This window comes from Pseudomonas sp. F8002 (assembly GCF_013385495.1).
GTDB lineage: Bacteria > Pseudomonadota > Gammaproteobacteria > Pseudomonadales > Pseudomonadaceae > Aquipseudomonas.
The window spans coordinates 139,599-156,659 of the sequence record NZ_JACAPW010000041.1 but is presented as its reverse complement, the minus strand read 5'-3'; the positions used below and the strand labels follow the sequence as shown (position 1 = coordinate 156,659).

Below are 17,061 nucleotides of genomic sequence, written 5' to 3'. Positions count from 1 at the left end.
TTCGCCCGAAAAAAGTGGCAGATTGTGCCAAGACTAGACGCTTTTCCATCTGACTACGCAAGCACCTGCCCCGGCCTTCGCCCCTAAAATTGCCCTACGAATCACCTACCGCAAGGGGCAGGCACATGGCAGAACTCTGGTTGTTTTTAGTCGCGTTGGCAGTGGTGTACCTGCTGCCCGGCCCGGACATGATCCTGCTGCTGCAAACCGGCGCCCGCCAGGGCAAGGCGATGGCACTGGCAACCGCAGGCGGCTTGGGCCTGGCGCGAGCCTGCCACGTGGCGCTGGCGGGGATGGGCCTGGCGACCCTGTTCAAGGTCGCGCCCTGGACCTTCGATGTGGTGCGCCTGGGCGGTGCGGCGTATCTGCTGTGGATCGGCGTGCAGTGCCTGCGCTCAAACCTGCTGCCCAACCTGAACGCCGAGCACAGCACGGCACCGGCGCATGCCTGGCGCGAAGCCTTCCAGCGGGGTTTGCTGACCAACCTGCTCAACCCCAAGGCGCTGCTGTTCTGCTCCGTGCTGCTGCCGCAATTCATTGATCCACACGGCGCATCGGTGACGGCACAGTTTGCGCTGCTGGGGGCGATTCTGGTGGCGGTCGGCCTGGGATTCGACAGTTGCTATGGATTGGCCGGCGCAAGAATCGGCCGCTGGCTGGAGCGCAGCCCGTCCGCCCAGCGCCTTCAGCAATGGCTGTTTGGCAGTCTTTTGATCGGTTTTGCGATACGCCTCACCTTCGTACAGCAAGCCTGAGCTTTGCGGCGCATTTGCCGTCATCTTTTGTATCAAAGAGACGTGTAAGATACGCGACACATTGCCAGGGATGCTCACCATGTTTGATTCGTTAAAAGCGACCAGCCGCCGTTTTTTCGGGGCCTTGATCTCAGTGGTGAGTGTCCTGTTCAGCGCCGTTCGATGGCTGGCGCGCAGCCTGTTCGGCCAGTGGCAGCCGCCGCGCTGGCTGCAAGCCACAGGCAACGGCCTGGTCAACGTCGGCCACAAGGCCCGGGCTTATCCGCGCCAGGCTGCGGGCGGCGCGCTGGCCCTGGTACTGGTGCTGGCCGCGGGCTTTTACGGCTGGCATTGGTATTCCCACCTGCCACAGCCCCACACCGTGGGTTATTCGCTGCACAAGCCCAACCTGACGGATTACACCCAGCCGCAACCGGTTGTGGATAACTTGCAGGTACGCTTCGCCGAATCCGTGGCCCCACTGGCGGCCATCGGCAAGCCGGTCACCGAAGGCATCACCCTCAAGCCTGCCATCGCCGGCGCCTGGCGCTGGGCGGATGACCGCAGCCTGGTGTTCACCCCGGAAAAAGACTGGCCCGTCGACGCCCACTACACCATCGACCTGGCCAAGAAAACCCTGTTGGCCGACGGCGTACTGCTCAGCCAATACACCAGCCAATTCTCCACCCAGCCGTTCCGCGCCACCTTGACGCAAAACGAGCTGTACCAGGACCCGAGCAACCCGACGCAGAAACAGCTGGTAGCGACCTTCCACTTTTCCCACCCGGTAGACGAAGACAGCGTACGCAAACGTGCCTCGGTCACCCTCGGCAAAGGCTTGGCCTACCGCGATGCGCAACTGCCCAATCGCCCGGAAATCACCTTCGACGAACACAAGCTCAACGCCTTTGTGCGCTCTGCCGCCCTGGCCACCCCACTGGAAAGCACCCCGGTCAGCGCCAAGCTCGATGAAGGCCTCAAGGCCCGTGATGGCGGCAATTCCAGCTCGGCGCCGCTGGTGGCCGAAGTCACCGTGCCCGGCCGCTATCGCCTGACCTTTACCGGCGCCGAAGTCAGCTTTGTCGACAACGAGCGCGGCGAACCCGAGCCGGTGTTGATGTTCAGCAGTTCCAGCGCCGTGGCCGACGAGACCATCGCCAACAAGGTCCAGGCCTGGATGCTGCCGGAAAAAGCCGAGGACGATACCCGCCCCTGGAACCTGCAAGACATCGACGACAAGCTGTTGGCCAGCAGCACCAAGGTCAAGCTGACCCACGTGCCGAGCGTCGAACCGCTGAACACCCTGCACGCCTTCAAGTTCAAGGCCCCGCCGGGCCGCGCCCTGTATGTGCGGGTGCCGGCCAACCTGGAAGCCATCGGCGGCTACCTGGCGAAAAATCCGACAGCCTCTCTCGTGAGCATGCCGGCTTATCCACGCACGCTGCAGTTCCTGTCCGACGGCGCCCTGCTCAGCCTCACCGGCGAAAAACGCCTGGGCTTCATGGCCCGTGGCGTACCCGGCGCCCATGTGGAAATCGCGCGCCTGCTGCCCAACCAGTTGCAACACCTGGTGGACCAGAGCAGCGGCAGCTTTGCCCGACCGAATTTTGCCAATGACTACTTCGACCGGATGGTGGAGCGTCAGAGCCTGGACATTCCGCTGTCGGCTGGCGACCCGTCGAAAACCGTCTACGACAACGTCGACCTGAGCAACTACCTCACGGCCAACGGCGGCCGCCGGGGCATTTTTGTGCTCAAGCTGAGCCCGCAGGACGACCCGGCCGATCGCACCTTCGACTACTCGCGCAACACCACCAGCGACCTGCGTTTCATCGTGGTCACCGACTTGGGCATCATCGCCAAGCGCTCCAGCGATGGCAGCCACGATGTGTACGTGCAGTCCATCGGCAACGGCTCGCCGGTGTCCGACGCCCAGGTCGATATCATCGGCCGCAACGGTTTGCCGGTCGCCAGCGGCCATACCGACGCCGAAGGTCACACGCACTTCGCCAAGCTGGATGAACTGCGCCGTGAGAAAACGCCGTTGATGTATGTGGTCAGTCGCGGCAATGACCAATCCTTCCTGCCGATTGCCCGTCAGTCGCAACAGCTGGATTTGTCACGCTTTGATGTAGGCGGCCTGGAAGAGGACGGTGCGATCAATCGCCTCAGCGCCTACCTGTTTACCGATCGCGGCCTGTACCGGCCCGGCGAGACCGCGCACCTGGGCATGATCGTGCGCAGCGGCGACTGGAAAGGCGCCCTGCAAGGCCTGCCGGTTGAGTTGCAGATCACCGACCCCCGTGGCCTTGAGGTGATTCGCCAGCCGTTGAAACTGTCGGCCAGCGGTTTTGAAACCTTCGATTTCCCAAGCAGCGAAGTAGCGCCATCCGGCGATTACACCGCGACCCTGCAACTGATCGGTGAGAAGCAGCGTCGTACCGACCTGGGCAGCGTCAGCTTCAAGGTCCGCGACTTTGAACCGGACCGGATGAAAGTCAGCCTGAGCCTGCACGATACACCGGTGCTGGGCTGGATCCCGCCGGACCAGGTGGTGGCCAAGGTCACCGCGATGCACTTGTTCGGCGCTCCGGCGGCGGGTCGTCGCGTCACGGCAAAAATGTCCCTGAGCCCCACGCTCGCGGCCTTTGATCGCTACCCGGATTACCGCTTCCGCCTGAATGACTCGCTGGAAGAAGCCAGCTCCGAAGACCTGGCCGAAACCACCGTCGACGACAATGGCCAGGCGGTGCTGGACCTGAACCTGCAACGCTTCGCCAACAGCACCTACCGCCTGCAAGTGATGACCCAGGTGTACGAAGCCGAAGGCGGTCGCAACGTCGCCGCACAAAGCGCATTGCTGGTGTCGGCGGCGCCGTACCTGGTGGGTGTGAAGAGCAAGGATTCGCTGTCTTTCGTCGCCAAGGACGCTCCGCGTGAAGTGCAATGGCTGGCCGTGGCGCCAGACCTCACGCCAGTCGCAGTCGACGGCCTGACCAGTGAAGTGGTCGAGCACCGCTACGTCTCGGTGCTGGTGAAGCAATCCAACGGCACCTACAAATACGAGTCGCGCATCAAGAACATCAGCCAGCCGGCCTCGCCGCTGGTGATGACCAAGGACGGCGCCAAGCAAACCCTGAACACCGGCACCCCGGGCGATTTCACCCTGCAACTCAAGGACGCCAACGGCAACCTGCTGAACCAGATCGACTACAGCGTCGCCGGCCGGGGCAACACCTCGCGCTCCCTGGAGCGCAACGCCGAACTGCAACTGCGCCTGGATAAACGCAGCTACGCCACCGGTGATGAGATCGCCATCAGCATTCGCGCGCCGTACACCGGCGCCGGGTTGATCACCATCGAGCGGGACAAGGTCTACACCCAGCAGTGGTTCAAGGCCGACAGCACCAACAGCGTGCAACACATCCGCGTTCCTGCGGGGCTTGAGGGCAATGCCTACGTCAACGTGCAGTTCGTACGGGACATTGGTTCGTCCGAGGTCTACATGAGCCCGCTGTCCTACGGCGTGGTGCCGTTCAGCATCAACCTCGACGCGCGGCGCATGGCGCTGAAAGTCGAAGGCCCGGCGAAGATCGAGCCGGGGCAGACCCTGGATATCAAGGTCAACGCCGACCGCCCTGGCCGCGCAGTGGTCTACGCGGTGGACGAAGGCATCCTGCAAGTGGCGCGCTACCAGACGCCGGACCCGTTGGGCTTCTTCTTCCAGAAGCGTGCACTGGAGGTCGGCACCAGTCAGATCCTTGACCTGATCCTGCCGGAATTCAGCCGCCTGCTCAGTGGGGCAGCGCCGGGTGGCGATACGGAAGGCGCCCTGGCCAACCACCTCAACCCGTTCAAGCGTAAACATCAGCCGCCTGTGGCCTGGTGGTCTGGCCTGGTGGACTTGCCGGCCGGTGAAACCGTGCTGCACTACCAGGTTCCGGACAGCTTCAATGGCAAGCTGCACCTGTTTGCGGTGGCCGTGGACAGCGACAGCGTGGGCGTCAGCGAGGCCAACACCGAAGTGCGCGGGCCGCTGGTGATCACGCCGAACGTGCCGGCCTTTGTCGCACCGGGGGATGTGTTCAGCGTCAGCGCCGGGGTGTTCAGCAACCTGGACGCGGCGGCGGACGTGAAGTTTGAAGTGCAGACCAGCGATGGCCTGCAGGTGCAAGGCGACAAGGCCAGTACCCTGGCCCTGCAACCGCGCAAGGAAGGTGTTGCCGAGTTCAAGATCAAGGTTGGGGAAACCCTAGGCTCGGCCGACTTGCGCTTCGTCGCGGTGCTGCCGGATGGCAAGCGTATCCAGGTGGCGGAAACCACGTCGATCCGACCCTTGAGCGAGCATCGGGTGGCCCTGAGCCTGGGCCGTTTCGACAGCGCCAGCAAAGAGCTGAAACCGACCCGCGAGCTGTTCAGCCAGTTGCGCGATGTGCAGTTGGGCGTCGCCGCTTCGCCGCTGGTATGGGCCAACGGCCTCAAGCATTACCTGGATGACTATGGCTACGCCTGCACCGAGCAATTGGTGTCCAAGGCCATGCCGGCGTTGATCTGGGGTGGTAACGCGCCGGAGGCCGAGCAAGCCTTCAGCGGTGCGGTGCGCATGCTGCGTCAACGGCAGAACCAGGCCGGCGGTTTCGGCTTGTGGGCGGCCAACCCGGATGTGGCGCCATATGCCAGCCTGTACGCCACCGACTTCCTGATCGAAGCCAGGGAGCGCGGGCTGCCGGTGCCGGAAGACCTGCTGCAACGTTCCAACGCGTACCTCACCGACCTGGCCAACGGCCCGAGCGAAGGCCTGTCGGAATTGCGCAACCGCGCCTACGCCAGTTACCTCCTGAGCCGTCAGGGGATTCTGGTGAGCGGCGCCTTGAGCGATATCCGCGAGCGCTACGAAAGCTACTTCAAGGACACCTGGCAGAACGACATTGGCGCGGCGTACCTGGCTGCCAGCTACAAGCTGCTCAAGCAGGATCGTCAGGCCGATACCTTGTTCCGCAAGGTGCCGTGGCTTTCCCTGTCGGATAAATGGAACAGCGACGGCCTGTATTACGACCCGCTGGTGCACGACGCCGAGCACCTGCATTTGCTCGCACGGCACTTCCCGGAAATGCTCGACGATGTGCCGACAAGCCTGCTGGATAAACTCGGCAAGCGTCTCAACGAGCAACGCTACAACTCGCTGTCGGCGGCACTGTTGCTGCGGGCCCTGGACAATTACGGCCAGCGCGCCCGAAGCGACATGACCCTCAAGGCCACCGCATGGCTCAGCGACAAGCAGCAACAGTTGTTGCAGATGGCCGGCCAGCCGCCACGTGCGGCGGTGCCTGCCGGTACGCAAAAACTGCAGATGGAAAAATCCGACGGCCCGGCGGCGTTCTACATGCTGAGCGAAGCGGGCTATGACAAGGGCGCCAACCTCAAGCCGATCAACAGCGGCCTGGAAATCATCCACGAATACCTCGACCTCAAAGGCAATCCAGTCAGCAAGGTCGCGGTAGGCGATGAGTTCCTGGTGCGCCTGCGCTTGCGCGCCACCGACCGTGATCAGGTGCAACAAGTGGCGGTGGTCGACCTGCTGCCGGGCGGCGTCGAGCCTGTGTATAACTTGCCGCCGGAGCCGGAAGCGGCCAGCACCGAGGAAAGCGAAGGCGACGATTCGGAGTACGTTGAAACCGGCGAAGACACCGAAGAAGCCGACGCCTGGCAGGCGCCGATTGGCGAGACCGACTTGAGCAACTGGCAGCCGGACTACGTCGACGTGCGTGATGACCGAGTGGTGTTGTACGGCACCGCGCTGCGGGATGTAGGCACCTTCGTGTACCGCGTGCGCGCCACCAACGCCGGTACCTTCAATACGCCACCGGCCTACGCCGAGGGCATGTACGAAACCACCCTGCAAGGACGCGGCAAAGTAGGCCAGCTTGAAATTACCAAGCCTTAAAAGCCTGACGCCGCTGCTGGCAGCGGCGTTGATTCTGGCGGGGCTACGGTTGTGGCCCCACGCGCCGCTGGAACAGGCAGCCACCTCCTCACGGGTGGTGCTGGCCGATGACGGTTCGCTGCTGCGCATGACCCTGGCGGCTGACGGGCAATATCGCCTGTGGCTACCCCTGGAACGGATTTCTCCGTCACTGGTGGAGGCGTTGCTGCTCAAGGAAGACCGCAATTTCTACTGGCACCCCGGGGTCAATCCCCCGGCGTTATTGCGGGCGGCCATGGCCACCTATAGCGGCGGCCAGCGTCAGGGCGGTTCGACCCTGAGCATGCAACTGGCCAGGCGCTTGTGGGATCTCAATACTCGCCAAGTGCCCGGCAAGCTGCAGCAGATGGCCCTGGCACTGTGGCTGGAGGCGCGTTACAGCAAGCACGACATCCTTGAGGCCTACCTCAACCTGGCGCCCATGGGCGGCAATATCGAAGGTGCCGAAGCGGCCAGCCGGATCTATTTTGGCAAGTCAGCGGCGCAGTTGTCCTTGTCTGAAGCCCTCGCGCTGGCCGTGATTCCCCAGCAACCGGGTCGTCGGGCGCGCTTTGGGCCTTCCCTGCAAACCGCCCGGCAACGGCTGATGGCCGACTGGCGGGAAACTTATCCACAGGACCCGCGTAACGACAGTTTGCTGGACCTGCCGCTGGAAGCCCGCAACCGCCAGCAGATCCCGTTTCTCGCGCCGCACCTGAGCGAACAGTTGCTGGCCTCGCAAACCGGCAATGAGTTGAACAGCACCCTCAACCTGGCGCTGCAACAATTGCTGGAACGGCTGATCACCGGCTTCATCGCCGAGCGCCGCAGCAGCGGTGTGGAAAACGCCACGGCGATCCTGATCGACAGCCGCGACCAGAGCGTAAAAGCCCTGGTGGGCTCGGCAGACTACTTATCCACAAGCATCCACGGCCAGGTCAACGGCGTGTTGTCGCGGCGCTCGCCGGGCTCCACCCTCAAGCCATTCCTGTATGGGCTGGCGCTGGACCAAGGGGTGATCCACCCCATGAGCATCCTCAAGGACATGCCGAGTAACTTCGGCTACTTCCAGCCGGAAAATTTCGACGGCAGTTTTGTCGGGCCGGTGACAGCCCGTGACGCGCTGATTCGCAGCCGCAATATTCCGGCTGTCTGGCTGGCCAGCCAAACCCGCTCGCCGTCACTTTACGGATTGCTGCAACGGGCCGGGATCAAGGGCCTGCGCGGCGAAAGCCATTACGGCTTGGCGCTGGCCTTGGGCGGCGGCGAGATGACGCCCGAGGAGCTGGCGCGGCTGTATGTGATGCTGGCTGGTGACGGGCATTTGCGGCCGCTGCGCTATTTGCAGGAACAGCCGCAAACCACTGGCGCCCAGCTACTCACGCCGCAGGCCGCGTTTATGGTGCGCGACATGCTGCGGCGCAACCCGCGCCCGGACGGGCTGCCGGGGCGCCACTGGCGTACGGCCTGGAAGACCGGCACGTCCTGGGGTTTTCATGATGCATGGAGCGCCGGCCTCGTAGGCCCGTACGTGCTGGTGGTGTGGGTGGGCAACTTCGATGGGCGTCCGAATCCTGAGTTTATCGGTGCGAAAACTGCGGCACCGTTGTTCTTCCGTATTGCCGACGCCCTGCCGCTGGCCTTGCCCAATGTGGTGATCAAACCCGACAAGCCGCCCGCCGGGCTGATCCGCATCGACGTCTGCGCGGCCTCTGGTGACTTGCCCAACCGTTGGTGCCCACGTACCCGCAAGACCTGGTACATCCCCGGCGTGTCACCGATTCGGGTGTCCAACCTGCACCGCCCGGTGCTGATCGACACCCGCACCGGCAAGGCCGCGTGCCCGCCGTTCGACCCGCAGTACACCCGTGAAGAAGTCTTCGAGTTCTGGCCCAGCGATGTGCAGCGGCTGTTCCGCGCCGCCGGACTGCCCCGGCGTACGCCGCCCAATGTGCAGAAAAGCTGCCAACCCAACCGTGTCGGCGATCAAAGCGAAGCGCCGCAGATTCGCTCGCCGCTGACCCAGGTCAGCTACCACCTGCGCCTGTCCCAGCCCCAGGAAAGCATCCCGCTGAACGCCAATGCGGCCAGTGATGCACTGACGCTGTATTGGTTCGCCGACCAGACCCTGATCGGCCAGGGCCCGCCGCAAACCACGCTGAACTGGCGGCCGGGTAAGTCGGGGGAGTACCGGTTGCGGGTGACTGACGATCAGGGCCGCAGCGCCAGCCGAGGCTTGAAGGTTGAGTTTGTACCCTGATCAGGCGTCTTCGTCGCCTAAACCGGCAGTGCCGGCATCTTTTGCGAAATGCTTGTACGCCACCCCAAGCTTGCGTTGCTCAAAGATCGAAAACACCAGGGTGCCCAGCAGAATCATCATCCACACCAGGAACACCTTCATGGTGTCCACCTGGGCCACCACGAGCAGCAAGGTCACCACGCCGCCAATCACCATGCCCAGGCCCATCCAGGCGCCCAGCACGCGGCCTACCGCCAGGCGCATGCCCGTGGGCAGCAAGAGCCGCAGCGCGAGCAGCACCACAAACATCGTCAGCAAGAAGCCAAACGCGGCCATGAAAGGAATCACGAAGCCGTTGTCACGGTACAACCAGGCCAGAAACCGATAGGCGGGATTCAGCTCTGCCATTTGCTGGTAGGTGGCGGGACCCGGCAGATGCAGTTGGGCAAAATGTTCCGGCGTCATGGCCATGATGCCGACGCCGATCAAACCCACCACCACCGCGTAGAAACCACCGGCGCGCCACAGCGGCGCCAGCACACGGCGGTTTTCCACCTCCTTGGTCTCGGCCAGGCCGAACACCGCGTCAGGTTGCCGGCCCTGGGCAATCACCGTCTTGCCCGCACGCTCGCAGGCGTCGCCAATCAGCATCACCTGCATATCCTGGGTGAGGAGCAGTTCGCCCTGGCGGCGGGAGCTGCTGATCCATTCATGGTCGTCAGGGCGCTTCTTGCCGAACAGGTCGATACCCTCGGCAATCACTGTCACTTCACCGGTGGCGTCCTGCAGGCGGAAGTCATTGCAGCGAGCCTCGGCCGAGACCTGGCTCCAGCTCCAATCGCCATCCTTGTCTTTGGTGCCTTCTTCGATGACCCACACGTAACCAGCGCAAGGCTTGCCGTGGACCGGGGAGATCAGCGGCGTGTCGACGATCACCTTGCCGTTCACCTCCACCAGCCCCATGGCCAATGAGCGTATCTGGCTGGTGGCCAGGCGCTGTTCGGTGCGATAGAAATTGGGGCCGAAGCTGGCCAGCAGCCCGATCAGGATGCACACAGGAAAAAACAGCGCCACCAGGATCGTCGGGGCGTAGACCATCAGGCCAATAAAGCCGGCGAGAAAGGCCAGTGCCACCAGGGTTTTCCACGCTGGTTTTTTTATGACAACGCCTGCCTGGGTGGTTTTCATGCCCCCGGCACCTCAAGCTTCACGCCGTCGTAGCGGGTTTCTTCGGCGCTGATGGCCAGCAGCGGAATGCGCTGATAGCCGAGCATCTTGGCGAAGAACAGATCAGGAAAAATCGCGATGGCGATGTTGTAGAGGTTGACCGACTCATTGAAGAACTCGCGACGGTCGGCGATGCGTTCCTCCACCGCCGAGATCGCCTGCTGCAACTCGACCATGTTGGGGCCGGAGATCAGCGTCGGATAATTCTCGGCCACTGCAATCACCGACTTGAGCGCCGTATTGAGCTGGTTTGAGGCATCGACCTTATCGGTGAGGCTGCTGGCGTTGAGGTACGCGGTGCGGGCGTCGCTGAGGCGGGTGAACAGCGCGTTCTCATGGTTCATGGCGGTTTGCACCACGCGCATCAGGTCGGGAATCTGGTCTGCCCGCTGCTTGAGCAGCACGTCGATGTTGGCGAAGGCTTTATCCACATCGTTGCGGCGCATCACCAGGCCGTTGTAGACCCCCACCAGCCAGCCGACCAGGCCGACGACAATAATCAGCACGACGATACCGGCGATCAGCAGTTCGATGTTCATGGCGGCGGCATTCCCTGGCTAGTTATCCACAGGGCGCATTCTAGGGGTAAAGCAGGGGAATACTCCCGGAATTAGTCCACAGAAACGCCAAGACCCGATATCCGGTAGCCTGAAAAAGCAAAACCCCCGAAGAACGGGGGTTTTGGTGGTTCGGGTGCGGCTTATTCCACCGTCACCGACTTCGCCAGGTTACGCGGCTGGTCAACGTCGGTGCCCTTCAGCACAGCGACGTAATACGACAGCAGCTGCAGCGGGATGGTGTAGAGGATCGGCGACAGGGTGTCGTGGATGTGCGGCATGTTGATGACGTGGGTGCCTTCGCCATTGGTCATGCCGGCCTTCTCGTCCGCGAACACGATCAGTTGGCCGCCACGGGCGCGCACTTCCTGCAGGTTGGACTTGAGCTTCTCCAGCAGTTCGTTGTTCGGCGCGACGGTAACGACTGGCATGTCGTCATCCACCAGGGCCAGCGGACCGTGCTTGAGCTCACCGGCCGGGTAGGCTTCGGCGTGGATGTAGGAGATTTCCTTGAGCTTGAGCGAACCTTCCATTGCCACCGGGTATTGCGCACCACGGCCGAGGAACAGGGTGTGGTGTTTGTCGGCGAACAGCTCAGCGACTTTCTCCACGGTGCTGTCCATGGCCAGGGCTTCACCCAGGCGGGCCGGCAGGCGGCGCAGTTCTTCGACCAGGTGTGCCTCGACGCCTTCGCCCAGCGTGCCGCGAACCTGGCCCAGGGACAGGGTCAGCAACAACAGGCCGACCAACTGGGTGGTGAAGGCCTTGGTGGATGCCACGCCGATTTCACGACCGGCCTGGGTCAGCAGGGTCAGGTCGGACTCGCGCACCAGGGAGCTGATGCCGACGTTGCAGATCGCCAGGCTGCCGAGGAAGCCCAGTTCCTTGGCGTTGCGCAGGGCGGCCAGGGTGTCGGCGGTTTCGCCGGACTGGGAGATGGTCACGAACAGAGTGTCGGGCTGCACCACCACCTTGCGGTAGCGGAATTCGCTGGCGACTTCGACCTGGCACGGGATGCCGGCCAGTTCTTCCAGCCAGTAACGGGCGACCATACCGGCGTGGTAGCTGGTGCCGCAGGCGACGATTTGCACGTTGCGCACTTTGGCGAACAGCTCGGCAGCTTGCGGGCCGAAGGCTTGCACCAATACCTGGTTCTGGCTCAGGCGACCTTCCAGGGTGCGTTGCACCACGGCCGGTTGCTCGTGGATTTCCTTGAGCATGAAGTGGCGGAACTCGCCCTTGTCGGCGGCTTCGGCGCCGTCGCGGTACTGCACGGCTTCACGTTCCACGGACTGGCCGTTGACGTCCCAGATGGACACGCTTTCACGGCGGATCTCGGCGATGTCGCCTTCTTCCAGGTACATGAAGCGGTCAGTCACCTGACGCAGGGCCAGTTGGTCGGAGGCGAGGAAGTTCTCGCCCAGGCCCAGGCCGATCACCAATGGGCTGCCGCTGCGGGCGGCAACCAGGCGGTCAGGCTGGCTGGCGCTGATCACGGCCAGGCCATAGGCGCCATGCAGTTCCTTGACGGTGGCCTTGAGGGCATTGGTCAGGTCGCCGATGTCCTTGAGCTTGTGGTTCAGCAGGTGGGCGATGACTTCGGTGTCGGTGTCCGAGGTGAAGACATAACCCTGGCCCTTGAGTTGTTCACGCAGCACTTCGTGATTTTCGATGATGCCGTTGTGCACAACCGCCAGGTCACCGGAGAAGTGCGGGTGAGCATTGCGTTCGCACGGCGCGCCGTGGGTGGCCCAACGGGTGTGGGCGATACCCAGGCGGCCTACCAGCGGCTCACCGGCCAACGCTTGTTCGAGTTCGCTGACCTTGCCCGGGCGACGCATGCGCTCAAGCTTGCCGGCGTTGGTAAAGAGCGCCACACCGGCGCTGTCGTAGCCACGGTATTCCAGGCGTTTGAGGCCTTCGAGCAAAATGGCAGTGACGTTTCGTTCAGCGACTGCGCCAACAATTCCACACATGGTTTCTCTCCTAGATGACTGCCGCGCAAATCAGCGTGATGCCGCGGGCTTGAATCTGGTCGCGGGCCTCAAGTGGCAGGCGATCATCGGTAATAAGGGTATGGACGCTGCTCCAGGGCAGTTCCAGGTTGGGGATCTTGCGGCCAATCTTGTCGGACTCGACCATCACCACCACTTCACGGGCGACTTCGGCCATGACGCGGCTCAGCCCCAGTAATTCGTTGAAGGTGGTGGTGCCGCGCTCCAGGTCGATGCCATCGGCACCAATAAAGAGCTGGTCGAAATCGTAGGAACGCAGTACCTGTTCGGCGACCTGGCCCTGGAACGAGTCCGAATGCGGGTCCCAGGTGCCGCCGGTCATCAACAATACCGGCTCGTGTTCCAGGTCGCTCAAGGCGCTGGCCACGTGCAGGGAGTTGGTCATCACCACCAGGCCGGGCTGGTGCCCCAGTTCGGGGATCATGGCGGCGGTGGTGCTGCCGCTGTCGATGATGATGCGCGCGTGTTCCCGCAAACGCCGGACGGCCGCACGGGCGATGGCGCGCTTGTAGGCCGAAATGGGCTGTGCCGGATCACCGACCAGTTCCTGAGGCATGGTGATGGCGCCACCGTAGCGACGCAGCAACAGACCGTTACTTTCGAGGGCCGCCAGGTCCTTGCGGATGGTGACTTCCGAGGTTTCGAAACGCTTGGCCAATTCGTCCACGCTGACTTCACCTTGCTCGGTGAGCATGGCAAGGATGTTGTGGCGACGTTGGGGTGTATTTCGTTTCGACATGGTGATGATAAGTTTCGTTTCGAAAGATAACGAAGGCAATCAAAACCTATTCATTCAAAATGGTCAAGCATGCGACTGAGTTTTTTGAATCAACACAGATAAAAATGTGGGAGCGGGCTTGCTCGCGAAGGCGGTGTGTCAGTCGGCGCATGTATCAACCGAAAGACCGCCTTCGCGAGCAAGCCCGCTCCCACATAAGTACCGCAGTGTTTCAGGGTTGTGGATAACTCAGGTCTTTTTGATTTTGACCGGGCGTTTCCAGCCGTCGATGTTGCGCTGGCGGGCGCGGGCGACGGCCAACTGGGACTTATCCACATCCTGGTTGATGGTGGAACCTGCGGCGGTGTTTGAACCATCACCGATAGTGACGGGGGCGATCAGCGAGTTGTTGGACCCGATGAATACGTCTTCGCCAATGGTCGTCTGGTACTTGTTGGCGCCGTCGTAATTGCAGGTGATGGCGCCTGCGCCGATATTGCTGCGGGCACCGATCACTGCATCACCGAGGTAGGCCAGATGGCCGGCCTTGGCGTCGTCGCCCATCCGGGCGTTTTTCAGTTCTACAAAGTTACCCACATGGGCGCGAGCGCCCAGCACGCTGCCCGGACGCAAACGCGCGAACGGACCGGCATCACTGCCCTCGCCCATCACCGCACCGTCGATATGGCTGTTGGCCTTGATCACCACACCCTTGCGCAGGGTGCTGTCCTTGATCACGCAGTTCGGCCCGATCACCACGTCGTCTTCAATGACCACGCGGCCTTCGAGGATCACGTTGATATCGATCAGCACGTCGCGGCCAACGGTGACGTCACCCCGCACATCGAAACGTGCCGGATCACGCAGCGTCACGCCCAGCGCCATCAGGCGGCGGCCTTCACGCAGTTGGTAGTGACGCTCCAGCTCCGCCAGTTGCTTGCGGTCGTTGGCGCCCTGCACTTCCATCGGGTCGTGGGGCTGTTCGGTGGCTACCACCAGGCCATCGCTGACGGCCATCTCGATGACGTCGGTCAGGTAGTACTCGCCCTGGGCGTTGTTGTTGGACAAGCGGCTCATCCAGTCGGCCAGGCGATCAGCCGGCACCGCGAGGATGCCGGTGTTGCCTTCAGTGATGGCGCGCTGGGCTTCGCTGGCGTCTTTATGCTCGACGATGGCGGCGACCTTGCCGTCAGCGTTGCGCACGATGCGACCGTAGCCGGTCGGGTCGTCCAACTCGACAGTGAGCAAGCCCATCTGGCCTGGCACCACGTGCTTGAGCAGGCGCTGCAAGGTTTCCACTTCGATCAGCGGCACGTCACCGTAGAGGATCAGCACGGTGTCGGCCTTGATGAACGGCACGGCCTGCGCGGTGGCATGGCCGGTACCCAATTGCTTGTCCTGCAATACGAAATTCAGGTCATCCGCCGCCAGCCGCTCACGCACCACATCGGCACCGTGGCCGATCACCACATGAATGCGCTGTGGATCCAGCTGCCGGGCGCTGTGGATAACATGGCCAAGCATGGAGTTGCCGGCAACCGGGTGCAGCACCTTGGGCAGGGCCGAACGCATACGGGTGCCCTGGCCTGCGGCAAGAATTACGATTTCGAGAGACATGAATGGCTACCAATCCTGGGCGGTCAGACTTCAGACCAAAGAAGTGTTTTGCAAAAAAAGAAAAAGGGTAGCCGAGGCTACCCTTTTTAATCAATCACGCATGAGGCTTGACGGCTTAGCCGCCAAACTTCTTGCGGATCTGCTGGACGGTGCGCAGCTGAGCTGCGGCCTCGGCCAGACGTGCAGCAGCAGAACCGTAGTCGAAATCTGCGCCTTTTTCGTTCAGGGCCTTCTCGGCAGCCTTGACGGCTTCCTGAGCGGAGGCTTCATCCAGGTCGGCAGCACGTTGCACGGTATCGGCAAGTACCTTGACCATCTTCGGCTGAACCTCGAGGAAACCACCAGAGATGTAAAACACCTCCTTTTCCCCGCCTAGCTTGGTCAGAGTGATCGGACCTGGCTTCAAGCTGGTAATCAACGGTGCGTGACCCATGGCAATACCAAGGTCACCCAGCTCGCCGTGCGCAATCACCATCTCTACCTGGCCGGAGAAGATTTCCCCTTCCGCGCTGACGATATCGCAATGGAATGTCATAGCCATCTGCTTGCCTCAACCTGATTAGCGCCCGTTACCGGGCGCCGGAATTACAGTTTCTTGGCTTTCTCGATCGCTTCTTCGATGCCGCCGACCATGTAGAACGCTTGTTCTGGCAGGTGGTCGTAGTCACCGTTGAGGATGCCTTTGAAGCCAGCAATGGTGTCTTTCAGGGAAACGTATTTACCCGAGGCACCGGTGAAGACTTCAGCCACGAAGAACGGCTGCGACAAGAAGCGCTGGATCTTACGAGCGCGGGATACCAACTGCTTGTCGGTTTCCGACAGCTCGTCCATACCCAGGATCGCAATGATGTCCTTCAGTTCTTTGTAACGCTGCAGAACGTACTGGACGCCGCGAGCGGTGTCGTAGTGTTCCTGGCCGATGACGTTCGGGTCCAGCTGGCGCGAAGTCGAGTCCAGTGGATCGACCGCTGGGTAGATACCCAGGGAGGCGATGTCACGGGACAGTACAACGGTGGCGTCCAAGTGGGCGAACGTGGTCGCTGGCGACGGGTCAGTCAAGTCATCCGCAGGTACGTATACCGCTTGGATCGAGGTGATCGAACCGTTTTTGGTCGAAGTGATACGCTCTTGCAGAGTACCCATCTCTTCGGCCAGGGTCGGCTGGTAACCTACTGCGGAAGGCATACGGCCCAGCAGTGCGGATACTTCAGTACCGGCCAGGGTGTAACGGTAGATGTTGTCGACGAACAGCAGAACGTCGTTACCTTCGTCACGGAACTTCTCGGCCATGGTCAGGCCGGTCAGTGCTACGCGCAGACGGTTACCCGGCGGCTCGTTCATCTGACCGTAAACCAGTGCCACTTTGTCCAGAACGTTGGAATCCTTCATCTCGTGGTAGAAGTCGTTACCCTCACGAGTACGCTCACCCACACCGGCGAACACGGAATAACCGCTGTGCTCGATGGCGATGTTACGGATCAGTTCCATCATGTTTACGGTTTTGCCTACACCGGCACCACCGAACAGACCGACTTTACCGCCCTTGGCGAACGGGCAAACCAGGTCGATAACCTTGATGCCGGTTTCCAGCAGGTCGTTGCCGCCCGCTTGTTCCGCGAAGGAAGGCGCAGGACGGTGAATGCCCCAGCGCTCTTCGGTGTCGATTGGACCGGCTTCGTCGATCGGGTTACCGAGGACGTCCATGATCCGGCCCAGGGTCGCTTTACCGACCGGTACGGAGATGGCTGCGCCAGAGTCAGTGACTTCCAGACCGCGCTTCAAGCCTTCGGTGGAACCCATTGCAATGGTACGAACCACACCGTCGCCCAGCTGCTGCTGAACTTCCAGGGTGGTGCCTGCATCGCTTTTGACTTTCAAAGCGTTGTAGATGCTCGGTACGCTGTCGCGTGGGAATTCCACGTCGATAACGGCGCCGATGATTTGAACGATACGTCCGCTACTCATAGCTGGATCCTCTGAATATTTGAACCG

At 62.0% G+C, this 17,061-nt stretch carries 10 protein-coding genes; 3 read left to right on the top strand and 7 right to left on the bottom strand.

Going from position 1 to position 17,061, the window contains the following annotated elements; genetic code table 11:
- The first annotated feature begins 125 nt into the window (after positions 1 to 125).
- From HX811_RS27615 to pbpC, 3 genes are all read left to right on the top strand, one after another.
- The gene (locus HX811_RS27615; protein WP_177009026.1) at positions 126 to 755 is read left to right on the top strand and encodes a LysE family translocator; all 630 of its coding nucleotides are present in this window, start codon (positions 126 to 128) and stop codon (positions 753 to 755) included.
- Between the two features lie 79 nt (positions 756 to 834).
- On the top strand, positions 835 to 6,678 hold the full coding sequence (locus tag HX811_RS27610) for an alpha-2-macroglobulin (protein ID WP_177048272.1): 5,844 nt from the start codon (positions 835 to 837) through the stop codon (positions 6,676 to 6,678).
- Positions 6,659 to 8,956 carry a penicillin-binding protein 1C gene (gene pbpC / locus HX811_RS27605; RefSeq protein ID WP_177048270.1) on the top strand — a complete coding sequence of 766 codons (2,298 nt, stop codon included), beginning with the start codon at positions 6,659 to 6,661 and terminating at the stop codon, positions 8,954 to 8,956. Before HX811_RS27610 ends, pbpC begins: the two co-directional genes overlap by 20 nt.
- On the opposite strand, the gene HX811_RS27600 is transcribed toward pbpC, so the two are convergent.
- The 7 genes from HX811_RS27600 to atpD form a co-directional block, all read right to left on the bottom strand.
- The gene (locus tag HX811_RS27600; RefSeq protein WP_177048268.1) at positions 8,957 to 10,123 is read right to left on the bottom strand and encodes a hypothetical protein; all 1,167 of its coding nucleotides are present in this window, start codon (positions 10,121 to 10,123) and stop codon (positions 8,957 to 8,959) included. It abuts the gene before it with no gap.
- Positions 10,120 to 10,701 carry a LemA family protein gene (locus HX811_RS27595; protein WP_003213535.1) on the bottom strand — a complete coding sequence of 194 codons (582 nt, stop codon included), beginning with the start codon at positions 10,699 to 10,701 and terminating at the stop codon, positions 10,120 to 10,122. The genes HX811_RS27600 and HX811_RS27595 overlap by 4 nt, the downstream gene beginning before the upstream one ends.
- A gap of 161 nt (positions 10,702 to 10,862) precedes the next feature.
- On the bottom strand, positions 10,863 to 12,695 hold the full coding sequence (gene glmS, locus HX811_RS27590) for a glutamine--fructose-6-phosphate transaminase (isomerizing) (protein WP_008439539.1): 1,833 nt from the start codon (positions 12,693 to 12,695) through the stop codon (positions 10,863 to 10,865).
- 10 nt (positions 12,696 to 12,705) lie between these two features.
- Positions 12,706 to 13,473 (bottom strand): DeoR/GlpR family DNA-binding transcription regulator, encoded by a 768-nt coding sequence (locus HX811_RS27585; RefSeq protein WP_003213539.1) that lies wholly within the window; start codon positions 13,471 to 13,473, stop codon positions 12,706 to 12,708.
- Positions 13,474 to 13,701: 228 nt separating this feature from the next.
- Complete coding sequence (gene glmU, locus HX811_RS27580; protein WP_102370203.1) at positions 13,702 to 15,069, bottom strand: bifunctional UDP-N-acetylglucosamine diphosphorylase/glucosamine-1-phosphate N-acetyltransferase GlmU; 1,368 nt, start codon at positions 15,067 to 15,069, stop codon at positions 13,702 to 13,704.
- A 115-nt stretch (positions 15,070 to 15,184) separates the two neighbouring features.
- The gene (locus HX811_RS27575; RefSeq protein WP_177048266.1) at positions 15,185 to 15,610 is read right to left on the bottom strand and encodes a F0F1 ATP synthase subunit epsilon; all 426 of its coding nucleotides are present in this window, start codon (positions 15,608 to 15,610) and stop codon (positions 15,185 to 15,187) included.
- Positions 15,611 to 15,654: 44 nt separating this feature from the next.
- Positions 15,655 to 17,034, bottom strand: coding sequence for a F0F1 ATP synthase subunit beta (atpD, locus tag HX811_RS27570; RefSeq protein WP_003213545.1), 1,380 nt, complete (start codon positions 17,032 to 17,034; stop codon positions 15,655 to 15,657).
- Between the last annotated feature and the right edge of the window lie 27 nt (positions 17,035 to 17,061).

Bases quoted from the DNA above. Each gene is read 5' to 3' on its own strand.
- HX811_RS27615 (WP_177009026.1), top strand. From the start codon at position 126: ATGGCAGAACTCTGGTTGTTTTTAGTCGCGTTGGCAGTGGTGTACCTG.
- HX811_RS27610 (WP_177048272.1), top strand. From the start codon at position 835: ATGTTTGATTCGTTAAAAGCGACCAGCCGCCGTTTTTTCGGGGCCTTG.
- HX811_RS27600 (WP_177048268.1), bottom strand. From the start codon at position 10,123: ATGAAAACCACCCAGGCAGGCGTTGTCATAAAAAAACCAGCGTGGAAA.
- HX811_RS27595 (WP_003213535.1), bottom strand. From the start codon at position 10,701: ATGAACATCGAACTGCTGATCGCCGGTATCGTCGTGCTGATTATTGTC.
- glmS (WP_008439539.1), bottom strand. From the start codon at position 12,695: ATGTGTGGAATTGTTGGCGCAGTCGCTGAACGAAACGTCACTGCCATT.
- HX811_RS27585 (WP_003213539.1), bottom strand. From the start codon at position 13,473: ATGTCGAAACGAAATACACCCCAACGTCGCCACAACATCCTTGCCATG.
- glmU (WP_102370203.1), bottom strand. From the start codon at position 15,069: ATGTCTCTCGAAATCGTAATTCTTGCCGCAGGCCAGGGCACCCGTATG.
- HX811_RS27575 (WP_177048266.1), bottom strand. From the start codon at position 15,610: ATGGCTATGACATTCCATTGCGATATCGTCAGCGCGGAAGGGGAAATC.
- atpD (WP_003213545.1), bottom strand. From the start codon at position 17,034: ATGAGTAGCGGACGTATCGTTCAAATCATCGGCGCCGTTATCGACGTG.